Origin of the sequence: Bacillus sp. SJS, assembly GCF_000732485.2 — a bacterium.
In the GTDB taxonomy this organism is placed as follows: Bacteria; Bacillota; Bacilli; order Bacillales; family Bacillaceae; genus Metabacillus_B; species Metabacillus_B sediminis.
In genome coordinates this window covers 1-18,159 of the sequence record NZ_JAQV02000030.1, presented here as the reverse complement: position 1 = coordinate 18,159, position 18,159 = coordinate 1, and the positions used below count along the sequence as shown (strand labels likewise).

Here is an 18,159-nt window from a genome sequence, read left to right as displayed (position 1 = left end):
ATGGAACGCAAAATTCCGCCCTTCCTTCCAGTAGGTGCAGCCAAGCGATAAAGCTGTTTTAAATCCACATACTGTCCGTTGTATAAGTAGCGCTGTTTTGTATTTTTCACCATGCTAACGACATCAAGCCCTTGATGGGTGATGGCTTGGATGAGGGGCTGTTGGGTAAACCATATATCCATTAAGACGTAAGAGGAGGCCTCAATTCCTTCAGCGATGGCGCGTTTCAGCGTGCGCGGAATGACTTCTGGAGCAGACCGAAGGGCCTCGACACGCCGTTTCAACGTGTTTACTTCAATTCCGGTCAAACATCGAGTCATCCACGACAAACACTTTCGGCCGCTGGTGATGGGTCAGTTTTGAAACCTTTCCAATTGTATGAGCGCTAAGAAAGAGCAGGAATCGGCGCCACGCATAGGTGTGCTGATTCAAAAACCGATAAACAGCATCCTTACGCGGAACGGCTTCTCCTTGATTGCTTTTCAGCAATCGGAACCAGTTTTTGGGTTGGAAAATTAAGCAGAAAAGCAGCTGAAATAAATATCCGCAAGAGAACCCGGAAGCTTTCGAAATGCCTGTTTTGTGCAAATGCTTGAATACTTTAAGCTCAAAAAAAGTCGATTTCCAGTTCAGAAGGGAGTTGATTGTCTTGGTCCTGTTTCGGTATCATAAAGGGAGCACCTCATCTTTTTTTAGCCAGCTCCATTAATTATCTCCTCACTAGTAATTAACTTTGTTTCATATAATTTGCAAGTTGAAATCTGAAGGTACAGTTTCCGTTTTTAAAACCTCCAGACTTTTAAAGACTGAATACTATAACAATCACAATAAAAAAGCCACCCTAAAGGATGGCTCCATCTCATAAGCTAACCAACTTAGTCGTTATAAGAGTAGTGTACAGTGAATGTCGGGTCTAAACGATATTCAAAAGATACTACACTTTTGTTGGTTGCTGGGATCGTAGTAATATATTCTTGTAATTCAACGCCATTCTCATCAATACCTTTTGTTAGGTTAGTATCTACAATTACTCCGGTGGGCATAACTACAACTAATTCAACTCTTCCCCCACTTGGATATAACTGCAACCCTGAAAATGGTAATTGGGTAACAAATTCGTAATGATTAGGTTGGTTGGGAACTTCATAAATATTATGTTCATAATTAATTTCATAAACATAATAACCTTCTTTGGATTTTCCAGGTAATTTGGTAAGCTCCTTTCTTTCCATAACAGATACTAGGATAGCTTTGTTAGCATCATCTAATACTTCCCGTAAGTTTCCTGCTGTTGCTTGTTCTTGAATGTCCTCAGTGCTTTCAAGGATATTCGATTTAAGTGGAATCATAGGAAGCTGAAATTGTTCTCCCTTTGACTCCGCATCTTTTCTAAGAAATTCTAATACGTAAGGAGGAACACTAGATCCAGAAGGAATATACCAAAACTGCCCCTCTTCAATTGGTTCAACAGTTTCAAGTAAAGTTTGAACTTTTACCCGATCTGAACGTCCTTCGTTGAAACGAGAAAGCCTTTGAATTGTTGCAGTCATTTCTTGTAGAAAGATTATATTCATTTGTAAACCTCCAATTGTTATTATGAGGAGGTTATTCTATGCATAGAGAGGCCTTCATCCCTCCTTCTTTTTCCAACCAAGAGGAAGATGTCCTATTCCATTTAAGGACCCTTAAATAAGACAAAGTTTATTGCCTTTCTAAGTAATCTCTTATATAATAAATAACAAGTTTTTAAAATGGAAATGCAGACAAATCCTTTATCTGATATTACGAGTATCAGACTTGATGGAATTACCTGTCTATGTAGAAAAACCTTCTATCTAAAGTATAGAAGGTTTTTTTATCATGGTCAAGTAAAAAAGAAACTTTTCTTTGCGTATCATGTATATTATAATATTTTTGAGGAAACTATTTTTAACATAAGGACAAAGCCTAAGAGGAGGTGTGTTTAAGATGGAGAACATTGCAAAGGTTATTGGACAAAACATCGATCGTCTAAAACAATCTAAAGGGTTAACAAATGAAGACATCGGTAACATTATTGGGGTGACTAGAGTTACAGTTGCTAAATATCTATCAGGTGACCAAGTCATTGATAGTGCCCGATTATTTAGGTTAGCTAGTAAATTTAATCTGCCATTAGAATGGTTTTTATCTACTAATAAAAAATCAATGTCTTTTATGTTTAGGGCAGACAATCCTCAGGAAAATTTTGACGATGATCTAGCTCATTATCTTAACAAAGTTCTTAATGAATACATTCGAATCTTAGAGTTAGCTGAGGAAAATAATGTATCATACCTACCACAAGCGTATCGATTACATCTTAAAGATAATAAACTAACTGACGATGATTATGAGCTAATGCAAGATATTGCTGATAAACAGAGAAAAGCGTTTGGAATAGAAGAAGGATTTGATTATGACATCTTTTCAATACTAGAGAAGAACAATATAAATGTGTTGGCTCTAAGATTAGACAATATAACCATTGATGGTCTATCTGCATATTCAGAGGATAAAGGGGCTTTCATTATCATTAACGACCATCCAGATATTCCTGAGGAAAGAAAAATATTTAGTGCTGTACATGAACTAGGACATCTTATATTCCATAGAGACGATTATGACTGTGAACCAAGTGAATTAGCATATAGTAAGTCACGTAAAAATGTTAATGAAAAAACTGCCGATGTATTTGCTAATTACTTTTTAATTCCGAGACATCAGTTAAGAAGCTATAAAAAATATTTCCGTGGATTTATTGGAAACTTTAGTAATATCTTCGAGATAAAAAAGGAATTTGGTGTAAGTGTAAAAGCCTTGTTGGTAGCGTTATTACAAGAAGGATATATAGAACAAAAAAATTTCGGATTCCTATTTAATAGTAAATTGAAACAAATGGGATTCGATAAAACAGAGCCTCATCCTATATCCCATATTAAAAAAAATAAAAAATTAGAATCTATTCTCCGTAGGCTATACTTAGATGAAAAGGTAACTTCGAATAAGGTTGCCGAATTGTTATTATTAAACGACAAGGAGGCGCGCCTACTTGTTAAAGCATGGGCAGAAGAAGACTATGGAGATCAATATACAGAAAATTAGAAGCCTTATAGGAAGAGTGGGTGTATTAGATAATAACCTCCTAAATGATTTCACGGAACTTCAATGCATATCTTTATTAAATAAAGTGTTTGTAAAAGTCTATATTCCGCAAAGTATTTTGGATCGTGAAGCAATTCTTGAAACAATTCAATCAAATATTGAGTGGCTAGAATATCAGCCAACTGCCTTAGAGCACGCAGAATCCTATGAGTTCTTATTAAAAATCATTGAAGAAAAGCCTGCTCTTTCTTCATTTGATGCTGAATGTATAGCCATTGCAAGAGAGAAAATGATTTATTGTACATCCAATGAAAAACGGGTTATGAGTATCTGCCAAGAATATGATATTGAATGTACAGGAACCATTGGAATTTTATGTTGTGCTTATGAGCATAAAATTCTAAGTTTAGAACAATTCGAACAATTGTTAAAAAAACTTTTTTCCCCGGACTGCACAGAATATCTGGGTCCTGAAATTAAAAAATCTATATTTTCTTATTACAATATAAGCAATACTTAGCATAAGACGGTTGTCTTGTAGAAATGGTTTTACCCTAAGCATTCGTCATTGTTAGCTTGATGGGTATGTGATGTAAACTGAACCTGGTTTCTGATGCCTGTCCGCATTAGAAACCTTTTTTTATGTCGCGATCTAATTTTCGTAATTCTCTTTTAAGATCTTCTTCTGCACGATTTATCGCACGTTTGGTTTTATTTAATTCACGTTTTAACTTTGCTGTAGAGAAACTTTTTGGCATTTGTATTTCCTCCTCTCTTTAACAATTTCTAGTATTTCTACCCCTCCTTTCTATATGTCTATTTTACCAGCCTATCTTATTAAAAATCAATATATAGTGCATGAAAAATAATTTAATACACTATATATTGATTTGTGTTAGCATCTTTTTTGTTTTGTCAAATTGGAAACTATATAAAAAAGGTCGGAATCTTGAGAAATATAAAGAAATGGTATATACCCATGCATTTTCTTGGTTAATTTGATGTTTGAGAAAATGAAAACCTCAATTAAAATGGTGAAAATAGGATAAAACGATGAAGGAAATAAGAAAACCTTCTGCATTAATGGATGAACCTCTCCTCTTTTATGTATTTGCAGCCCATATATAAGGCGGAGGTGTTAGGTATGGACTTCGTTCAAAAGACATTACAAGAATCCATGAACCATATGGTTATGACGTTAGCGCTTCTTATTGTCATTCCAGCAATCGCTGGGATTTCTGCGGGAATGATCTTAAGAAGTTTGAGGATTTCTAGAAATATTGCCAATGGTATAGGGACCATTTGTTCTTTGGTAACTCTTTATTATGTGGCTTTATGGTTATTTACTTAAATCAAGACATTTGCTGCAGTTTGATTTCACAGGCATTTCATTCAACTTATGAAAAAACCATTTAACCAAATGAAGTTATCTATAGGTCCTTACAGAAATTTTAAAAAAGATGAATTAAAATATTTATTGTAACTTGGACTGAGATAAGACACAATTATGAGAGTTAATGCCTTTTATGAATAGGGTGTTCACTTTGATGCACAAGAGGGAAATCCGGATTATCATCAAAGAGTGTTGGGTAATTAATTCAAATTAGTTATTATGAGAAAAAAAGATGGTGGGTCCAAATGAAATATTACATTTTTTTAGACGATTCAGGCCAATTACACCCAAACTATCCCCAGGGGGATTATTTTGTTTATGGCGGTATATTGGTAAAGGAATCAGATTTTCATAAAACGAATACTTCATACAAGAAGCTTGTTCACCTTGTAAAAAAAGAAAAAGGAGTTGAGGGTGAATTAAAAACATCCGATATGAACATAACTACACGAAGAAGATTATTAAAAGGACTTTCTAATCTTCCTTGTGAACAAGTGTTTGTCAGTGTGAAAGTATCCACGGTAAAGAGGGTTAATTTTTCTTCGAAGCGTGATGTAGTCAGATATAAGAACTACATTATCATGAGATTGGTCGAGGAGTTGATTAAAACGCAAAAACTCCCCCAATATTGCACTTTTACTGAAATACATATAGACAACCAAAATATAGCTCACTCAGCAAAAGATTCTTTGCAAGATTACTTGTTTAATACATTTAATTTGGAAAATTACTACAACGTTCATCTTCAATATAAGCAAACATCTTTTAATTGTGATTTTAGGGTCCATTTTAAAGATTCGAGCTCTAATTACCTTATACAGGCAGCTGACCTATTGGCGAATACACAGTGTCAGATTCTTCTTGGCAAGAATAACCTCATTAATTTGCTAAAACCTAAACATACTCTGATCAAACTTCCTGATAAAGTGGATTATTAGTCACTTTACAGGACATAATGAATAGTGTATTATAATGTTACAGCACATTTTGTGACTGTCTTACTCGCGAAAATGCTAATTATTAGTAAGAGTACTGTAAGTGCTCCGTTTCGTTGAGGCATCCTGTTTAGGATGTTATAACTTATAATACAAACCCTTCAATTTTCTAATTGAGGGGTTTTTTGTTGTGTTTTGCCCACGAATAAAAATAAGAACATAAAAGATCATGAAAAGATGCAAAAAATTTACTAAGTAAGGATCAACAAACCAACGCCCCTAAACAGGAGACCTCGTAAAACCTCTGTATTCAGTGGATGGTTTTCATTTGAGGGAGGCTAACCCCTTGATAAATCAGGCATATACCTGCTGGTTACTGAATAACATGGTTACCAGGTTACCCATTTACCAGGGTACTGTCAATGCCGGCCTAAAATTCCCCAAAATAACCGGAATAAAAATCCCCTTTTTCACCGTTTATTTTGGTATGGCAGCGGGGAAAACCCCCGCCTTTTTCTTTTCTCTTAATCGATATGATTCCCCTTTGATATTGAAGGTGGCAGCGTGATGCAATAGGCGATCCAGAATAGCCGTAGCCAGCACTTCATCTCCAAATACGTTTCCCCATTCCACATAGGACTTGTTAGATGTCAGTATCATGGCCCCTTTTTCATATCTTCGCGATACGACTTGAAAAAACACATTTGCTGCCCGTTCATCAAACGGAAAATAACCCACTTCATCGATGATCAAAAGATCTGGACGGCTCCACTTGCTGACAAGCCTGTTGAGTGTACCTCTGGCATCTGCCTTACGGCATTCAATTGCTATGTCTTCTGCCGATAGAAACAGGGCAGTGGCTCCCTGAGTGATTGCTTCTAAGGCAAATGCGATTGCTAAATGAGTTTTGCCCACTCCAGGCGGTCCAAGGAGGATTCTATTCTCCCCATTTGCGATATACCGGCAGGTAAGCGTTTCGTTTACCCGTTGTTCGCTAATGCTGGGCTGAAACGAAAAATCAAAATCATGGATGGTCTTTGTATAGGGCAATTTGGCACGTTGTATCCTCTTAGCCAACTGCCCTGATTGACGGTTTTCCCATTCAAGTGAAACAAGTGTGTGAAAAAACTCCAAATATGATACATTATTTTTAGATGCGTCTTCTACTAATCCATCTAGCTGATGCGCTGTGAGATGCCAACTCAGCTGATGCAAACGTTCTTCAAGAGAATGGTTCATATTAAATCACTCTCCTCGAAGGCTGCATAGGAAGCGAGAGGGCGCTTTTCAACTTCAGGTACAGAAGAGAAGGAATCATGGGTCGCCAAACCTTTGTGTTTCGTTTTCTTCTGTCCTTTTTCTTTATGCAGTCCTTCAAAATGCCCCTTATCCGCAATTACCTTTGCTTTCCCTGATAAGACTGGATGTTTTGCTATACATTCCTGTTCATTAAAAATTTCGATTTCCTGCTCCAATGTGATTTTCATTTTCACTTTTTGGCCTGCATACCGGAAAGGAACGGAATATTTTTTTCCTTTGTATGAAACGAAACAATCTCGACTAACCTCCCTCATTTCCCATTGGCTCGTCGGAAATAGAGGTTTCACGCCCCATGCCTGTAAGAACTTTTGTTCCTGCTGTATTTTCTTGCTTTTTCAATGATCAAATACAAAATAGCTATTCCAATCATGGCCGTATTAATCATACTGAATTCCCTTCCGAAAAAATCCCGGTCATAATAAGAAATTGGACCGCGGTAAATTTTATCGCTTATGGGATAAAAAAGCGGTACCGCGTCCTGTACATGGGTAAGGAGATCAATTAAAATATGCCCGAGCCATCCGTATAAGAATGCGAGCCAGGCGTTGACCCATAGCTTGCGCGATATGGCGGCAATCAGGATAAAAGCAAGCACCCATACAAAGAGCGAATGCCCCCCTTGTCTCAAAACGATCGTGACTGGTTCGTCAAATAGTCCATGAACAGCGCTGCGAAGCGAAAAAGCCGTTTCTGTAAAGCCAAGGACGTTCAGCAGCAAACTTTTTAATAGCAAGTAGAAAAACATGATGAAATATATAAAATCCGGCGCCATGCTGCCAATGACAAAGTATTTTACGAATTGCTTCTTTCGGCGGAAGATCATATAAGTCCAAAAACCATGGTGCAGCGTATTCAAGGGCAAAGACCTCCTGTTTCGCATATGGATAGGTTTATTTTAAGCTTTACGGTGCTATACAACAAATGAAAGCCCCAGGAATCAAAATTCCTGAGGCTTCTCTTACAGTACTCCCTTTGCCTTCGCTTCCTGAATCCATGATGGAAATTCGTCAAGAAGCTGGCTGTATAGCTCTTCGTCTGTCACCGTTTCTGCATCCTGGATGTGAAAAAAGCTGGCGTTATCGATGTATCGGCCTTCCATTGAATCCAGGTTTTCCAGCACTTCAAAATTGCTGTCGCCAATACCGACAAATTGCCAGAAGATCGGCTGGTTTGAGGATTCGACGACAGGTTTTTTGATGGTCTTTTTGCAGCCGCCGTCATTAATAAACACAATGAAAGCAGGTTCCTTACTTGATTCTTCGCTCGTATATTTTCGGATGACATCCTCCATGACAGGGGGCTCATCGTTCCGTCCGAATTTATGGATCAGAGAGTCAGAAAGGATTACGTTTTCGACATAGCCGTTAAAATCCCTTTCCGTAACCGGCTTGAGACGGGCAAATTCATTGTCGTATACCCAAACGTCAAGCATGCCATCGTCATCAAATTGGCTTGCAACGGCAAGGATCCTCTCCACTACCTTTTGGACGGTCCCGTTTTTATAGAGCTTTCTCATTGAGCCTGAGATATCGAGTACAAGGCCGACTCGGGCTGTTACCCCGGCCAGCTGCTTTTTCTCGAGAACAATTTGCACATTCTTTTTCATCAGATTAATTGTGCTCAATCCATTCGCTCCCTTTCCTTTAGCGCTGCTGTTCAAGCCGTTTGAAATTCTCTTGAAGCTGCTCGATCCGGACCTTGCCTTCTTCGCGCATTTTTTTGTTTTCATCTTCAATGGCTTTTGTTTCCTGCATCCCTTTCATAATGATGCTCCATGTTTCTTCCATCGTTTCGATCTTAATGCTCGGGCTGCCGGACATTCTCGCAATCTCCGTGCTTTGCTTCGAAATGTTCTGCGCGTTTTTGAGCAGCATTTCGTTCGTGCGCTTATCCAGTTCGTTCATGGATTGGGCGACAAGGTTTTGTCTTTTTGCTGCGATGGCATTGATTAAACCCGTTTTAAAAATTGGAATAGTCGTTACGAAGGCGGAATTGATTTTGGCAATCAGCTTCGTGTTCCCTCTTTGGAGAAGGCGGATTTGCGGTGCTGCCTGATAGGCGACCTGCTTCGCCATTTCCAGGTCATACACTCTTTGTTCCATTAGCTCGATTCCATTTTTCAGCGTATCCAGTTCCATTCCCGCAAGCTGATTGCCGCTTGCCGCCCTGCTCTCAAGCTCGGGAACCTTTGCCCGGAGCTCTTCAACTTTCATTTCGCCTGCGACAATATATTTTTCAAGCTCGGTGTAGTACTGAAAGTTCTGCTCATAGAGCTGTTCAAGCGTCTGAGTAGATCCCTTCATTTCATTTTCGTACTTCATGATTTCTACGTACACCTTGTCAATTTCCGAGCCCATCGTCTGGTATTTGGAAAACAGCTTGTCCATCACCTTTTGGCCGCGGTTGAACACTTTTGCCATCAAGCCCTTCTTCTCCACAAAATCCTTGCTGTCGAAGCGGTCCATGATTTTCCCAAGGTGCTTTAAGAGCGCACTGGATTCTTCCATGCTGCTTGATTTAATTGTATTTAGAATTCTGCCGGAAAAGGCAGAGATTTCGTTTGCCGGTTCTTTTCCATACTCCAGCAGGGCAAGCTGATTTTTATGATCGATGTTTTGGGCGAGCTTTTGCACTTCCGGCTCTTTTCTCAGCTGAGCTTTTATTTCGTTGGTGCCGGTTTCCAGCAGCTCTTCTTTTTTTTCAAGATTCATTGCCTGCAATTCGTTCGTATTCATCTTCTTTCCTCCATCCTAAAACCATTTTTTAAACATCTTTTTAATCAAGGAAGATTCCTTGAATTCTTCTTCAAAGCTAACTTCCTCCAGCCAGTGAATGTCATAGCTGCTCTCATGGATATAATGTTCCAAATCGTTCTGGCCTGCCGGATTGAAAACGATGATGTCCATGCCCAATTCGTTCATCAAAAGCAGGAGGGCCGCATCCGACCGGCTGAATGGTCCATTTTTTTCTGTATTGTAAAGCACGATTTTCGGTATATCCTGGGCGTAGTCGAATTTCTGGACAAGCCTTAATATATCCGGGGGCAGGTACAGTGCCTGATTAAATAAATAGAGCTGTGTCTGATAGTCGGTTTCATGCTGCGGGGCTTTTAGTTTAGGGTAGGCGCAATAGCGGGAGATGGCTGAAGCTAGTCCCTGCTGCAGGCCGGTTGGGAGCTCTTTGTATGCCCACCAGTTACTGGTCATCATTTTCTCAGGATCCAGCTGCCCGTTTTCTCCGAGTGCTGCCTGATAATGAAAATGATTATTGCCGGGAACCGCCTTTGTAAAAGGAAAGGAACGAATCGTCCAGGCAAGCTCGTGATCCGTGATCTGCTGAATTTTCGCCCAATATTCCTTTCTGTTTTTGGAGACGCCGGCTACTTTAGTGAAAAGAGCAGGGATTTGCACCGTTTGGCTGGATGCTTCAAAATTCGGACGAATGAGAGCTTTTTCTTTTACTAGAATAAATAGTTCATCATAGGTGGTTTTTAATGTAATCGATTTAGGAATATAGGAACGGAACTGCCACGGTTTATACAGCAGCGAATCTTCCGTATGAAGCATCTGCTCAATTTCCCTGGAAGCCCGGAAAGCAACTGTTCCTTTACGGACAGGCTTCTGTTCAGGAAATGGCAGCAATCTTCCGGTCGAACTTAACCGAATAATGGTTGTAAGAGATTCATCCTCATCGAATGAACCTAAGACATCTTCTCCTTCAGGATGAAAAATCAGCACGTCTGCTCCAGCAAGAATCAAATAATACAAGAAGTATGACTCGCTTTTTGAAGCGGGACCGTACCAGAGAATCTTAGGCGGCTGCTCTGTTATTTCAGCGTTCCATGCGGCAAGATGATTGTGGCCCCATTTTACCAGATCGGTGAAGATCCTTCTAAAATCCGGATGCAGAAACCCTCCCGGATGGGCAGCTTTAAACTGTTCGAGCAGGATCTTCCAATTGTTCCGGTAATGAACAGATAAGCTTGTGTTGCCCGCCTTAGGAATAAGGCTCTCCCCCTCCATAAAAGCAACGAGCCTGTTGACGGAGAGGCCATTTTCCTCGGTGTTGATCATCAGTACCCGCTGGATCGCCTGAAAAAGATCCGGCTGAATCGATTTATCAAGCGTTCCGCTAAGGCGCACAACCTTTAGCTCTTCATTATGAGCAAGGTCATACAAGACCTCCTGATATTCATCCTCGTCCGGATATGTACCAAGGATCCGGAATGCAGCCTGGGTAAAGACATGCTCATCTTCAGAGTGCAGGAAGGATTGGCGGTGAGATAATGGGGTTTTGAACAAACTCAGCCAATCCTTCTCATTTGCATCGGCCTTGATTGGTCTAATTGTTTTCACCATACTCCTCATCCTTCCCCTTCGATTAACGATCTGTTTATCTTATAACCTTCAAGTTTTGCTCTGCTATTTTCAGTACCTTTTCAAGAATTTCCTCTGAAGCAAAAATGCCTTCCTGTTCTGTTCTGATTATCTTCCCTTGAGAATCCTGTCCCTGCTCCTGAAGTTCTCCGTGCCTTGGAGCAAATGGAAATTCAGCGTTTTCGAGAAGACATAAATCAAGCAAAGAGTCCCCTGCTGCTGCAACGGTTTGCTTCCCCTCAATGCCTTTGATGTATTCAATTGCTGCCCATTTGCTCACGGGCTTTGGTACAAAATAAAGCTTTCTCCCCTGCATGGAGTGCGTCCATCCTGCTTCATTGAGCCACTTGGTAAAGGATTCAAGCTCAGCTGGAACCTTATCCCTGTCAATGATGCAGTAGCTGAACAAATCGTCTGCCGTTCTTTGCTTCAATACCCATTCGTCGTGGACAATCTCCTGGAACTTCTCAAGCATGTCTTCCCTTGCCATTCCATTTTTCAGCTGCCCGGTAATCAGTCTGTTCCAGTCTGCATCCGGTGTTCCATTCTTTAGAATGTTGCCGCCGTTGCTTGTTACCGCATACTCTGAAGCAAGCTCTCCCTGAAAAATGGTGATCCGCTTAAACTGTTCGATTGTTCTGGTTGTAACTGGAACAAACATTGCCTTCTCGGCCACCTGTTTAAGCAGTGCAATGGCTTTATGGGTCATAAAGGAAATCTCTTTCCCATCGAGTGTTTCAATCAGGCGGATGTCTTCCTCTACCGGGTCATGTCTGAAGGATCGTCTTGAATAGATGAGCGTTTGGTCAAGATCGCTTGCAAAAATCATCAGTTTCCCTCCTTGAGCGGTTTAATCAGTCCGCAGCAGGAATAAGACATATCCGGATACTCTTCGATTGGAACGTTCCGCTCTTCAGCAAGCAGGCGGATATGCTCAAGATCTGCATTGTCGAGGCTTTTCACAAGAATCCTCCACGGCACACGGCGGAGCAGCACCCTTGTCGTTTCCCCAACACCAGGCTTGATTAAATTAATGTTTTCGATTCCGAAATCATCCTGAATTTTTTTTATGTCAGCTAAGCCTTGCCATGTCGGTTCAGATGCCGTCATGGCTTCCAGATGTCTTTCTACTTCTTCTTTTACAAGAGTGAATTGGTCTGCAATCGTTTCAATAAAATGAAGAGACAAATCTTCCTTTTCCAGCTCGCGATAGTACTTGGCCCCGTGGTAATCCGTCGGGCTGATAAACTCGCTGTTCAGAACGGTGCGGCTGACGAGCCCTGACACAGTGGAGTTCAGGCAGGCACTCGGAATCAGGAAATCTCCTCTTGTGCCATAAATAGTCACGCAATATCCAGGGTCTGCTAATACAGCCATTGTATCACTGATATTGGTCCCGTAAGTTTTATTTAAGTGCTCAACGGCTTCATTCAGTTCTTTCTTGATGGCGCCTTTTCCAGTCCATCCGTCCACAAATTGGATGGATTCGGATGGATGATTTTCAAAAATATACTTCATGGCATTTTCATCAATTCCGCGTCCGCGGATGATGGAAACACTGTAATGCGGCACATCGATCCCATATTTGAAAAGAATATACCGTTTTATAAGGATTCCAATTGGAGTGCCGGCGCGTGCAAGGGAGACGAGAACAGCCCCTTTTCCACGTTCCTTAATGATTTGCTCCGCGACAACTCCAGCGGCAATCGCAAGTCGCTCTTTATACTGGGCAAGTGATAGGTGAAAGAGAGAAATATACTCTTCCGATGGCTTGTATTCAATCGGCAGCATTTCTGAATAGTGCGTTCCGGATTGGACGGCTTCTTCCCTGTCCTGAGTGGAGCTTTCGGGCATGACATCGCTGATATCCTTTAATAGAAAGACGACATCTTTTTGAGAGTAGCTTCCCATAGGTACTGGAGGCTTCATTGTTTTAGCTGGCATGCTGATCACCTTTCCTTCTGCAAAAGTAAACGACGTGAATAAACGGAACAAGAGATTTCAGCTGCTCAAGCATCGGGGCAAGCTGTTCATCAGGGACTTCCCTTTCTAAAAACACAAAGACTTCGTCATACATTCCTGGCTCAACATTGTAAAAGAAATGCCCGATATCCGGCTGCTCCGGACTTGGATAAGCGAACTTTGAAAAAATCGGGTATCCATCTTTTTTCATGCTATGGATGGGGCTTCTCGTCGTAGATTGATAGTGGATGCCCTCCCCCATTTCCGCTGCAATCCGCATCGGTATGTACATAAATTCGCCTGTTCCAAGACAGAGAGTGCGTTCTCCCCTTCTTTTTAGGCGAAGCTCTTCAGCTGCATCATTGATAAAGCGCCCGGCTTCCTTTTGAAGAGAATCATCCATGCCGAACCTTCCTGTGCTGGAAAGATAGGAAGGCGCTGCCGTGCTTTCCCCTTTAGATACCCATTCCGTCTGATAATCGGAGGCGGCAGATAGTCCGGTCATGCATATTTCAGCCTCTGCCATTGGACGGTCCGTTGTTTCCGCCTCGAAAAGATCGTCTATAGAAGCCCCTTTTGCTTCCATTGATCCTGATAGCAGGGACACATCGCGGATGACAATCCCGAGCTTCTCTTCCATTCTGCGAAACTCTTCTCTGTACTCGTCCGTCCGCCAGTCCAGCAGCGTCGCAATGGTATATTCCTTTCTAGGAAAAATCGCCTGAATCGACTCGATAATATTTAAAGCTGTTTTCCCTGTTGTGGATTCATCATCCACCAGTACAATCGGATGCGGATGATCGAAGAATTCCGTTCCGGCATAGCACCTGTGCGAGGTCGCATGGGAATGCTCTTCTTCAAAGCTGATTGCCGATCTTAGATCCTGCACTTCCTCACGGGTCGTATGAAGGTACCTGGCATTTTCGAAGCAATTGAAAACAGCATGTCCAAGTGCAGTAGCCGTTTCGGCAAAACCGATAAAAACAGTCTCTTCCGGAAGCCTGAATTTCTCCTGCTGAACCGCCTGCAGGAGCAGTTCGCCCGCTTCTCCCGTTTCAATGGCCTCTCTCATTTCCTCTTTGTACGGGTGAACGTTCCCGTGAACTTTTTCCATGTATTCTCCTGCAAGGGCGGCTCCTGCCATTAAAGAAACCTTTGGTGATACCGGCAAGTGCTTCCCAAGGACCTTGCTGACAAACAGGAAGCTTCTCTTTTTGTTAATTCTTGCTCCCATCTCAAACAGACTTCTTAATGAGAGATGAAGCGGGTTTTCTCTGATCTCAATATCGACGCTGATTTTATCTAAGATTTCCAGTGAGTATTTGCTCTTTTTGTTTTGTGTTAAGAAGGTCAATGAAGGATTGTTGGTCATGAAGCACCCCGTAAATAGAAGATTTGAGCAGCACTTTCCGTGCCCAGTTTGTATGTGGTTTTACTTCATTCATCTTGTTGGCATACGTGCTCTTAAACACACCGTTCGCTCCATCCTGGCTGTCCAAAATGGCCTTTGCATCCAAATATTCCTCATGAGTCACAACGTTCAGCGCATGAACGACTTTAATATGAGATGGATGAATCACCGTTTTGCCCACGAGACCATTCGTCTTATCAAGCATGATTTCATGAATCAAGGCATCTTCAAAACGGTTAATCATTTCCGTCCGCACTTGGAGACCGTTTCGCCCGAATGCCTGCTGAAAAGGAGACTGCCTGATCTGAGGCTTCATAATCCGCTTGGAACCATAGAAATACTCCCATACCGGACCCGAGATGACATACTCTTTTGAACTCCGGCCGAACATATTGATAATGTCTGTAATACAGTCCCGTATAACGGAAATATCGTAAATGGTCGTATCGCTGCTTCTTCTAATTCCAAACAGGCCTGAAAAATCGGTCGCTCCGATCCGGACGTTCAAAACGAGACCATAATTGGCATCCAGCAGCTCTTTAATCCCAACAAGCGCCTCCATTCTTGTTTCCTTATAGATAATTTCATAGGATTCAAGGATCGGCATTCCATAAAGAGATAAAGAGAATTCTTCATTCAGCTGCCGGAGGGTTTCGAAGTATTTTTCCCCATTGGCTGCAGTAAACTTCGGGAAAACGAAACCGCATAGCAGGGTTGCCGCTTTTCCTAAATGGCGGATGAGTTTTATCATCTGTTCTGCTTCCCGTACCCGTATGAAAATAAGCGGAAGAAGCTCCTCACTGAACGCTTCTTTTTCAATGCTTGCAAAAATCGTCTGCAGCTGATGGACTGTATTGATTTCTGCTGTCTCTACTTCGTCATCCCCAATGGAATCCTCAAGACAAATCGCCATGCTTGTTAATCCCTCATGCTTGCCCTCAAGAAATTTTCCAGATAGCACATTACTAGAAATTTGTTCTCTCGTTCCCGGCATGTAAAGTGTCGCCCCAAGTGCGTAAGCCAGCTGTTCTTTAGAGGAGGTACGGCTGAATGGAGCCGGCTTGCTGTAAAAAATTTCGTCCAGTGTATGGACCGGAAGATAGTGAAAATGCTTCAAATATTCCCCTCCTCTTCTAATGATCTGCTATTTGAAAAAAGACTCTGGGAAGGCGGGCTGCCTCCCCGGTCCGCAGCAAATAACTTTATACTTGCAGCCCGTAATTGCGGCATAAAGAGGCAAGACCGCCGGAAAACCCGCTGCCGATGGCATTGAATTTCCAGTCTGTTCCATGCTTATACAGCTCACAGACAACAACCGCTGTTTCAATGGAAAAATCCTCTCCAAGATCATAGCGGAGAATTTCTTTATCCGTCTGAGCGTCAACGATCCGGACAAACGCATTGGAAACCTGTCCGAAATTCTGTCTTCTTGCATCTGCATCATGAATGGTTACAGCGATGCCGATCTTATCAACGTGAGCAGGCATTAGAGAGAAATCAACCAGAATCTGTTCATCATCTCCATCGCCTTCACCTGTACGGTTATCCCCTGTATGTTCAACCGCGCCATTCGGACTTTTCAGCTGATTATAAAAAATAAACTCGCTGTCATTTTGAACTTTTCCGGAAGCATCAGCAAGAAAGGCAGAAGCATCCAAATCAAAGTCATGACCGCCATTATATCGGTTTGTGTCCCAGCCAAGACCGATCATTACCTTTGTCAATCCGGGGTTTGTTTTGGTTAAATCAATTCTTTGCCCTTTCGACAATGAAAGTGTCATCGTTATCCCCCACTCGCTTATAGTTTGTTCATTCTAAAAAAGGGGCGACCTGCAATAGAAAGCCGCCCCTAAGCTATACACCATATCGGCTAGCTCAGAAAAAGCTGACTGCTTGCGTGAAGTCACCCCAGTTTCATGTAAACGCCAAATTAGACGTTCAAGCCATAGTCGCTTACAAGAGAACTCAGCCCGCCTTGATAACCGCTTCCGATTGCGCTGAATTTCCACTCAGCACCGTGACGGTAAAGCTCGCCTACTACCACTGCTGTTTCAATAGAGAAATCCTCACCAAGATCGTAGCGGATTAATTCCTCGCCATTTGTTTCGCTCAAGATGCGAACGTAAGAGTTGCTGACTTGGCCAAAGTTCTGGCTGCGTGTTTCAGCATCGTGGATTGTAATGGTGAACGCAATTTTTTGAATGCTTTCAGGTACGCTTGTCAGGTTCACTTTTACCTGCTCGTCATCGCCGTCTCCTTCACCGGTACGGTTGTCTCCAGTGTGCTCAACCGCGCCGTTTGCACCCTTTGTATTGTTGTAAAAAACAAAGTCTGCTTCAGAAGAGCATTTTCCATCAGCATTTAACAGGAATACAGAAGAGTCAAGGTCAAAGTCCTGACCGCCGTCGTACTTATTCGTGTCCCAGCCAAGTCCTACGATAATATTCGTCAAGCCCGGGTTTGATTTTGTTAAGTCTACTTTTTGTCCTTTTGCTAAACTGATTGCCATTTTGCATAACCTCGCTTTTAGTAGTTTTTTTTTCGCATTAACGGGCGGTAAAACCTTCAAGCTTCATTCTTAAAAAGGATGGGGGAGGACAGCCTGCTGCCCGCAAAAATGTAACGTATAAGGATATCCCCCCGCATCACTTTATGAAACTAATATTCTATTAAACGTAGCGGTTCGCAATTTCACTAATGGATGTATCCTTTGTTCCGTCGCCGACTGCAGAGAATTTCCACTCTCCGTTATGACGATAGATTTCGCCCGGAACAAGAGCCATTAAACCGGAGAAGTCGTCTGTCAGGTTGAAATGAACAAGCTCAGCATTGCTGGAATTATCAACAACGCGGATAAATGCATTCTGAATCATTCCGAAATCCTGTTTGCGCTGAACAGCCTGATAAATATTTACAACGAATACAAGCCTATGTATATGTGAAGGTATACGGCTCAGGTCAATTTTAACCTGCTCGTCATCCCCTTCACCATCTCCGGTAAGGTTATCTCCGGAGTGCTGGACACTGCCGCAGGAGCTTGTTTTATTGCCGAAATAGATCAAATCCTTTTTATCCGCAAGCTTTCCGTTCTCATTGAGCATCATGACCGAAGCGTCGCAATCCACGTTGCTGCTTCCTCCGCCGAAACCAAAGAACCCTCCGCTTTTTTTAACTGGATCCCAGCCTAGTCCTACCGTAATGGAAGACAATCCGGCTCTGCCTTTAGTTAAATCGATTTTCTGCCCTTTTTGCAAGGAAATGGCCATTCTTCAACACTCCTTCCCAGTAATAAAGCCTTTAAAACCTTATTTCTTCATATGCTGCAGCCAATGAAGCCGCATACAGCATTCCAAGAAAATGATACCACAATTTTTCCAAAGCATTCAACTTTAAGCGACCTTCTTCCCTGTCAATCGACAGGGTGAAACACCTACAGCTTTGTAATACGGACAAGCAGCAGCTAAGGTTTCACTTTCTGCAGGATTTTACGGGAGGTAATTATTTACTTTTAAGGAGGGCTTCAGCAGTGCCTGTCCCACTAGCGTTGCACGCAAGGGTTTAAATTGAATATATTCAATAATTTTACAGTTGATTTGATGAGAGGAATGAAAAAAGGAGAGTATGGACAGTAAATGACCT

General features: G+C 41.8%; 19 protein-coding genes and 1 pseudogene. 4 read left to right on the top strand and 16 right to left on the bottom strand.

Annotated features, from left to right (window positions below; genetic code table 11):
- Together AS29_RS22100 and AS29_RS17495 are read right to left on the bottom strand one after the other, a co-directional pair.
- A pseudogene (locus tag AS29_RS22100) lies at positions 1-670 on the bottom strand (IS4 family transposase); the annotation flags it as partial.
- Between the two features lie 205 nt (positions 671-875).
- Positions 876-1,574 carry a hypothetical protein gene (locus AS29_RS17495; RefSeq protein WP_035412744.1) on the bottom strand — a complete coding sequence of 233 codons (699 nt, stop codon included), beginning with the start codon at positions 1,572-1,574 and terminating at the stop codon, positions 876-878.
- Positions 1,575-1,968: 394 nt separating this feature from the next.
- On the opposite strand from AS29_RS17495, the gene AS29_RS17490 reads away from it, so the two are divergent.
- The gene (locus tag AS29_RS17490) at positions 1,969-3,123 is read left to right on the top strand and encodes a helix-turn-helix domain-containing protein (protein WP_035412742.1); all 1,155 of its coding nucleotides are present in this window, start codon (positions 1,969-1,971) and stop codon (positions 3,121-3,123) included.
- Positions 3,071-3,643: a hypothetical protein gene (locus AS29_RS17485; protein ID WP_051860844.1), complete on the top strand. Its 573-nt coding sequence runs from the start codon at positions 3,071-3,073 to the stop codon at positions 3,641-3,643. Before AS29_RS17490 ends, AS29_RS17485 begins: the two co-directional genes overlap by 53 nt.
- Positions 3,644-3,749: 106 nt before the next feature.
- Here the strand turns inward: AS29_RS17485 and AS29_RS21935 are convergent, their stop codons facing one another.
- Entirely contained in the window at positions 3,750-3,881 is a 132-nt protein-coding gene (locus AS29_RS21935) for a hypothetical protein (protein WP_269449404.1), read from the bottom strand.
- A 386-nt stretch (positions 3,882-4,267) separates the two neighbouring features.
- Here AS29_RS21935 and AS29_RS17475 point away from each other — a divergent pair, with 386 nt between their 5' ends.
- Together AS29_RS17475 and AS29_RS17470 are read left to right on the top strand one after the other, a co-directional pair.
- Positions 4,268-4,474 carry a hypothetical protein gene (locus AS29_RS17475; protein ID WP_035412736.1) on the top strand — a complete coding sequence of 69 codons (207 nt, stop codon included), beginning with the start codon at positions 4,268-4,270 and terminating at the stop codon, positions 4,472-4,474.
- Positions 4,475-4,761: 287 nt separating this feature from the next.
- Positions 4,762-5,454: a DUF3800 domain-containing protein gene (locus tag AS29_RS17470; protein ID WP_035412733.1), complete on the top strand. Its 693-nt coding sequence runs from the start codon at positions 4,762-4,764 to the stop codon at positions 5,452-5,454.
- Positions 5,455-5,928: 474 nt separating this feature from the next.
- Here AS29_RS17470 and istB read toward each other — a convergent pair whose 3' ends face one another.
- The 13 genes from istB to AS29_RS17405 all read right to left on the bottom strand — a co-directional run bounded on the left by istB (position 5,929) and on the right by AS29_RS17405 (position 17,786).
- On the bottom strand, positions 5,929-6,690 hold the full coding sequence (gene istB, locus AS29_RS17465) for an IS21-like element helper ATPase IstB (RefSeq protein WP_035412730.1): 762 nt from the start codon (positions 6,688-6,690) through the stop codon (positions 5,929-5,931).
- Positions 6,687-7,058 (bottom strand): Mu transposase domain-containing protein, encoded by a 372-nt coding sequence (locus tag AS29_RS17460; protein WP_035412728.1) that lies wholly within the window; start codon positions 7,056-7,058, stop codon positions 6,687-6,689. The genes istB and AS29_RS17460 overlap by 4 nt, the downstream gene beginning before the upstream one ends.
- Positions 7,055-7,627, bottom strand: a complete 573-nt coding sequence (locus tag AS29_RS17455; RefSeq protein ID WP_035412725.1) for a DUF4184 family protein — start codon at positions 7,625-7,627, stop codon at positions 7,055-7,057. The genes AS29_RS17460 and AS29_RS17455 overlap by 4 nt, the downstream gene beginning before the upstream one ends.
- A 102-nt stretch (positions 7,628-7,729) precedes the next feature.
- Complete coding sequence (locus AS29_RS17450) at positions 7,730-8,395, bottom strand: vWA domain-containing protein (protein ID WP_035412750.1); 666 nt, start codon at positions 8,393-8,395, stop codon at positions 7,730-7,732.
- Between the two features lie 19 nt (positions 8,396-8,414).
- Positions 8,415-9,506 carry a toxic anion resistance protein gene (locus AS29_RS17445; protein ID WP_035412720.1) on the bottom strand — a complete coding sequence of 364 codons (1,092 nt, stop codon included), beginning with the start codon at positions 9,504-9,506 and terminating at the stop codon, positions 8,415-8,417.
- 15 nt (positions 9,507-9,521) lie between these two features.
- On the bottom strand, positions 9,522-11,129 hold the full coding sequence (locus AS29_RS17440) for a YceG family protein (protein WP_035412718.1): 1,608 nt from the start codon (positions 11,127-11,129) through the stop codon (positions 9,522-9,524).
- Positions 11,130-11,163: 34 nt separating this feature from the next.
- Positions 11,164-11,976: an HAD family hydrolase gene (locus tag AS29_RS17435; RefSeq protein WP_035412714.1), complete on the bottom strand. Its 813-nt coding sequence runs from the start codon at positions 11,974-11,976 to the stop codon at positions 11,164-11,166.
- The gene (locus tag AS29_RS17430) at positions 11,976-13,091 is read right to left on the bottom strand and encodes a cysteine protease StiP family protein (protein ID WP_231889979.1); all 1,116 of its coding nucleotides are present in this window, start codon (positions 13,089-13,091) and stop codon (positions 11,976-11,978) included. Before AS29_RS17430 ends, AS29_RS17435 begins: the two co-directional genes overlap by 1 nt.
- Positions 13,081-14,481, bottom strand: a complete 1,401-nt coding sequence (locus tag AS29_RS17425) for a phosphoribosyltransferase family protein (protein ID WP_035412711.1) — start codon at positions 14,479-14,481, stop codon at positions 13,081-13,083. Before AS29_RS17425 ends, AS29_RS17430 begins: the two co-directional genes overlap by 11 nt.
- On the bottom strand, positions 14,408-15,637 hold the full coding sequence (locus AS29_RS17420; protein WP_035412709.1) for an HpcH/HpaI aldolase/citrate lyase family protein: 1,230 nt from the start codon (positions 15,635-15,637) through the stop codon (positions 14,408-14,410). The genes AS29_RS17425 and AS29_RS17420 overlap by 74 nt, the downstream gene beginning before the upstream one ends.
- 85 nt (positions 15,638-15,722) lie before the next feature.
- Positions 15,723-16,301, bottom strand: coding sequence for a TerD family protein (locus AS29_RS17415; RefSeq protein WP_035412706.1), 579 nt, complete (start codon positions 16,299-16,301; stop codon positions 15,723-15,725).
- A 149-nt stretch (positions 16,302-16,450) separates the two neighbouring features.
- Positions 16,451-17,029, bottom strand: coding sequence for a TerD family protein (locus AS29_RS17410; RefSeq protein ID WP_035412703.1), 579 nt, complete (start codon positions 17,027-17,029; stop codon positions 16,451-16,453).
- A gap of 160 nt (positions 17,030-17,189) precedes the next feature.
- A complete protein-coding gene (locus AS29_RS17405) occupies positions 17,190-17,786 on the bottom strand; it encodes a TerD family protein (protein WP_035412700.1) in 597 nt (198 codons plus the stop codon).
- Positions 17,787-18,159 lie beyond the last annotated feature (373 nt).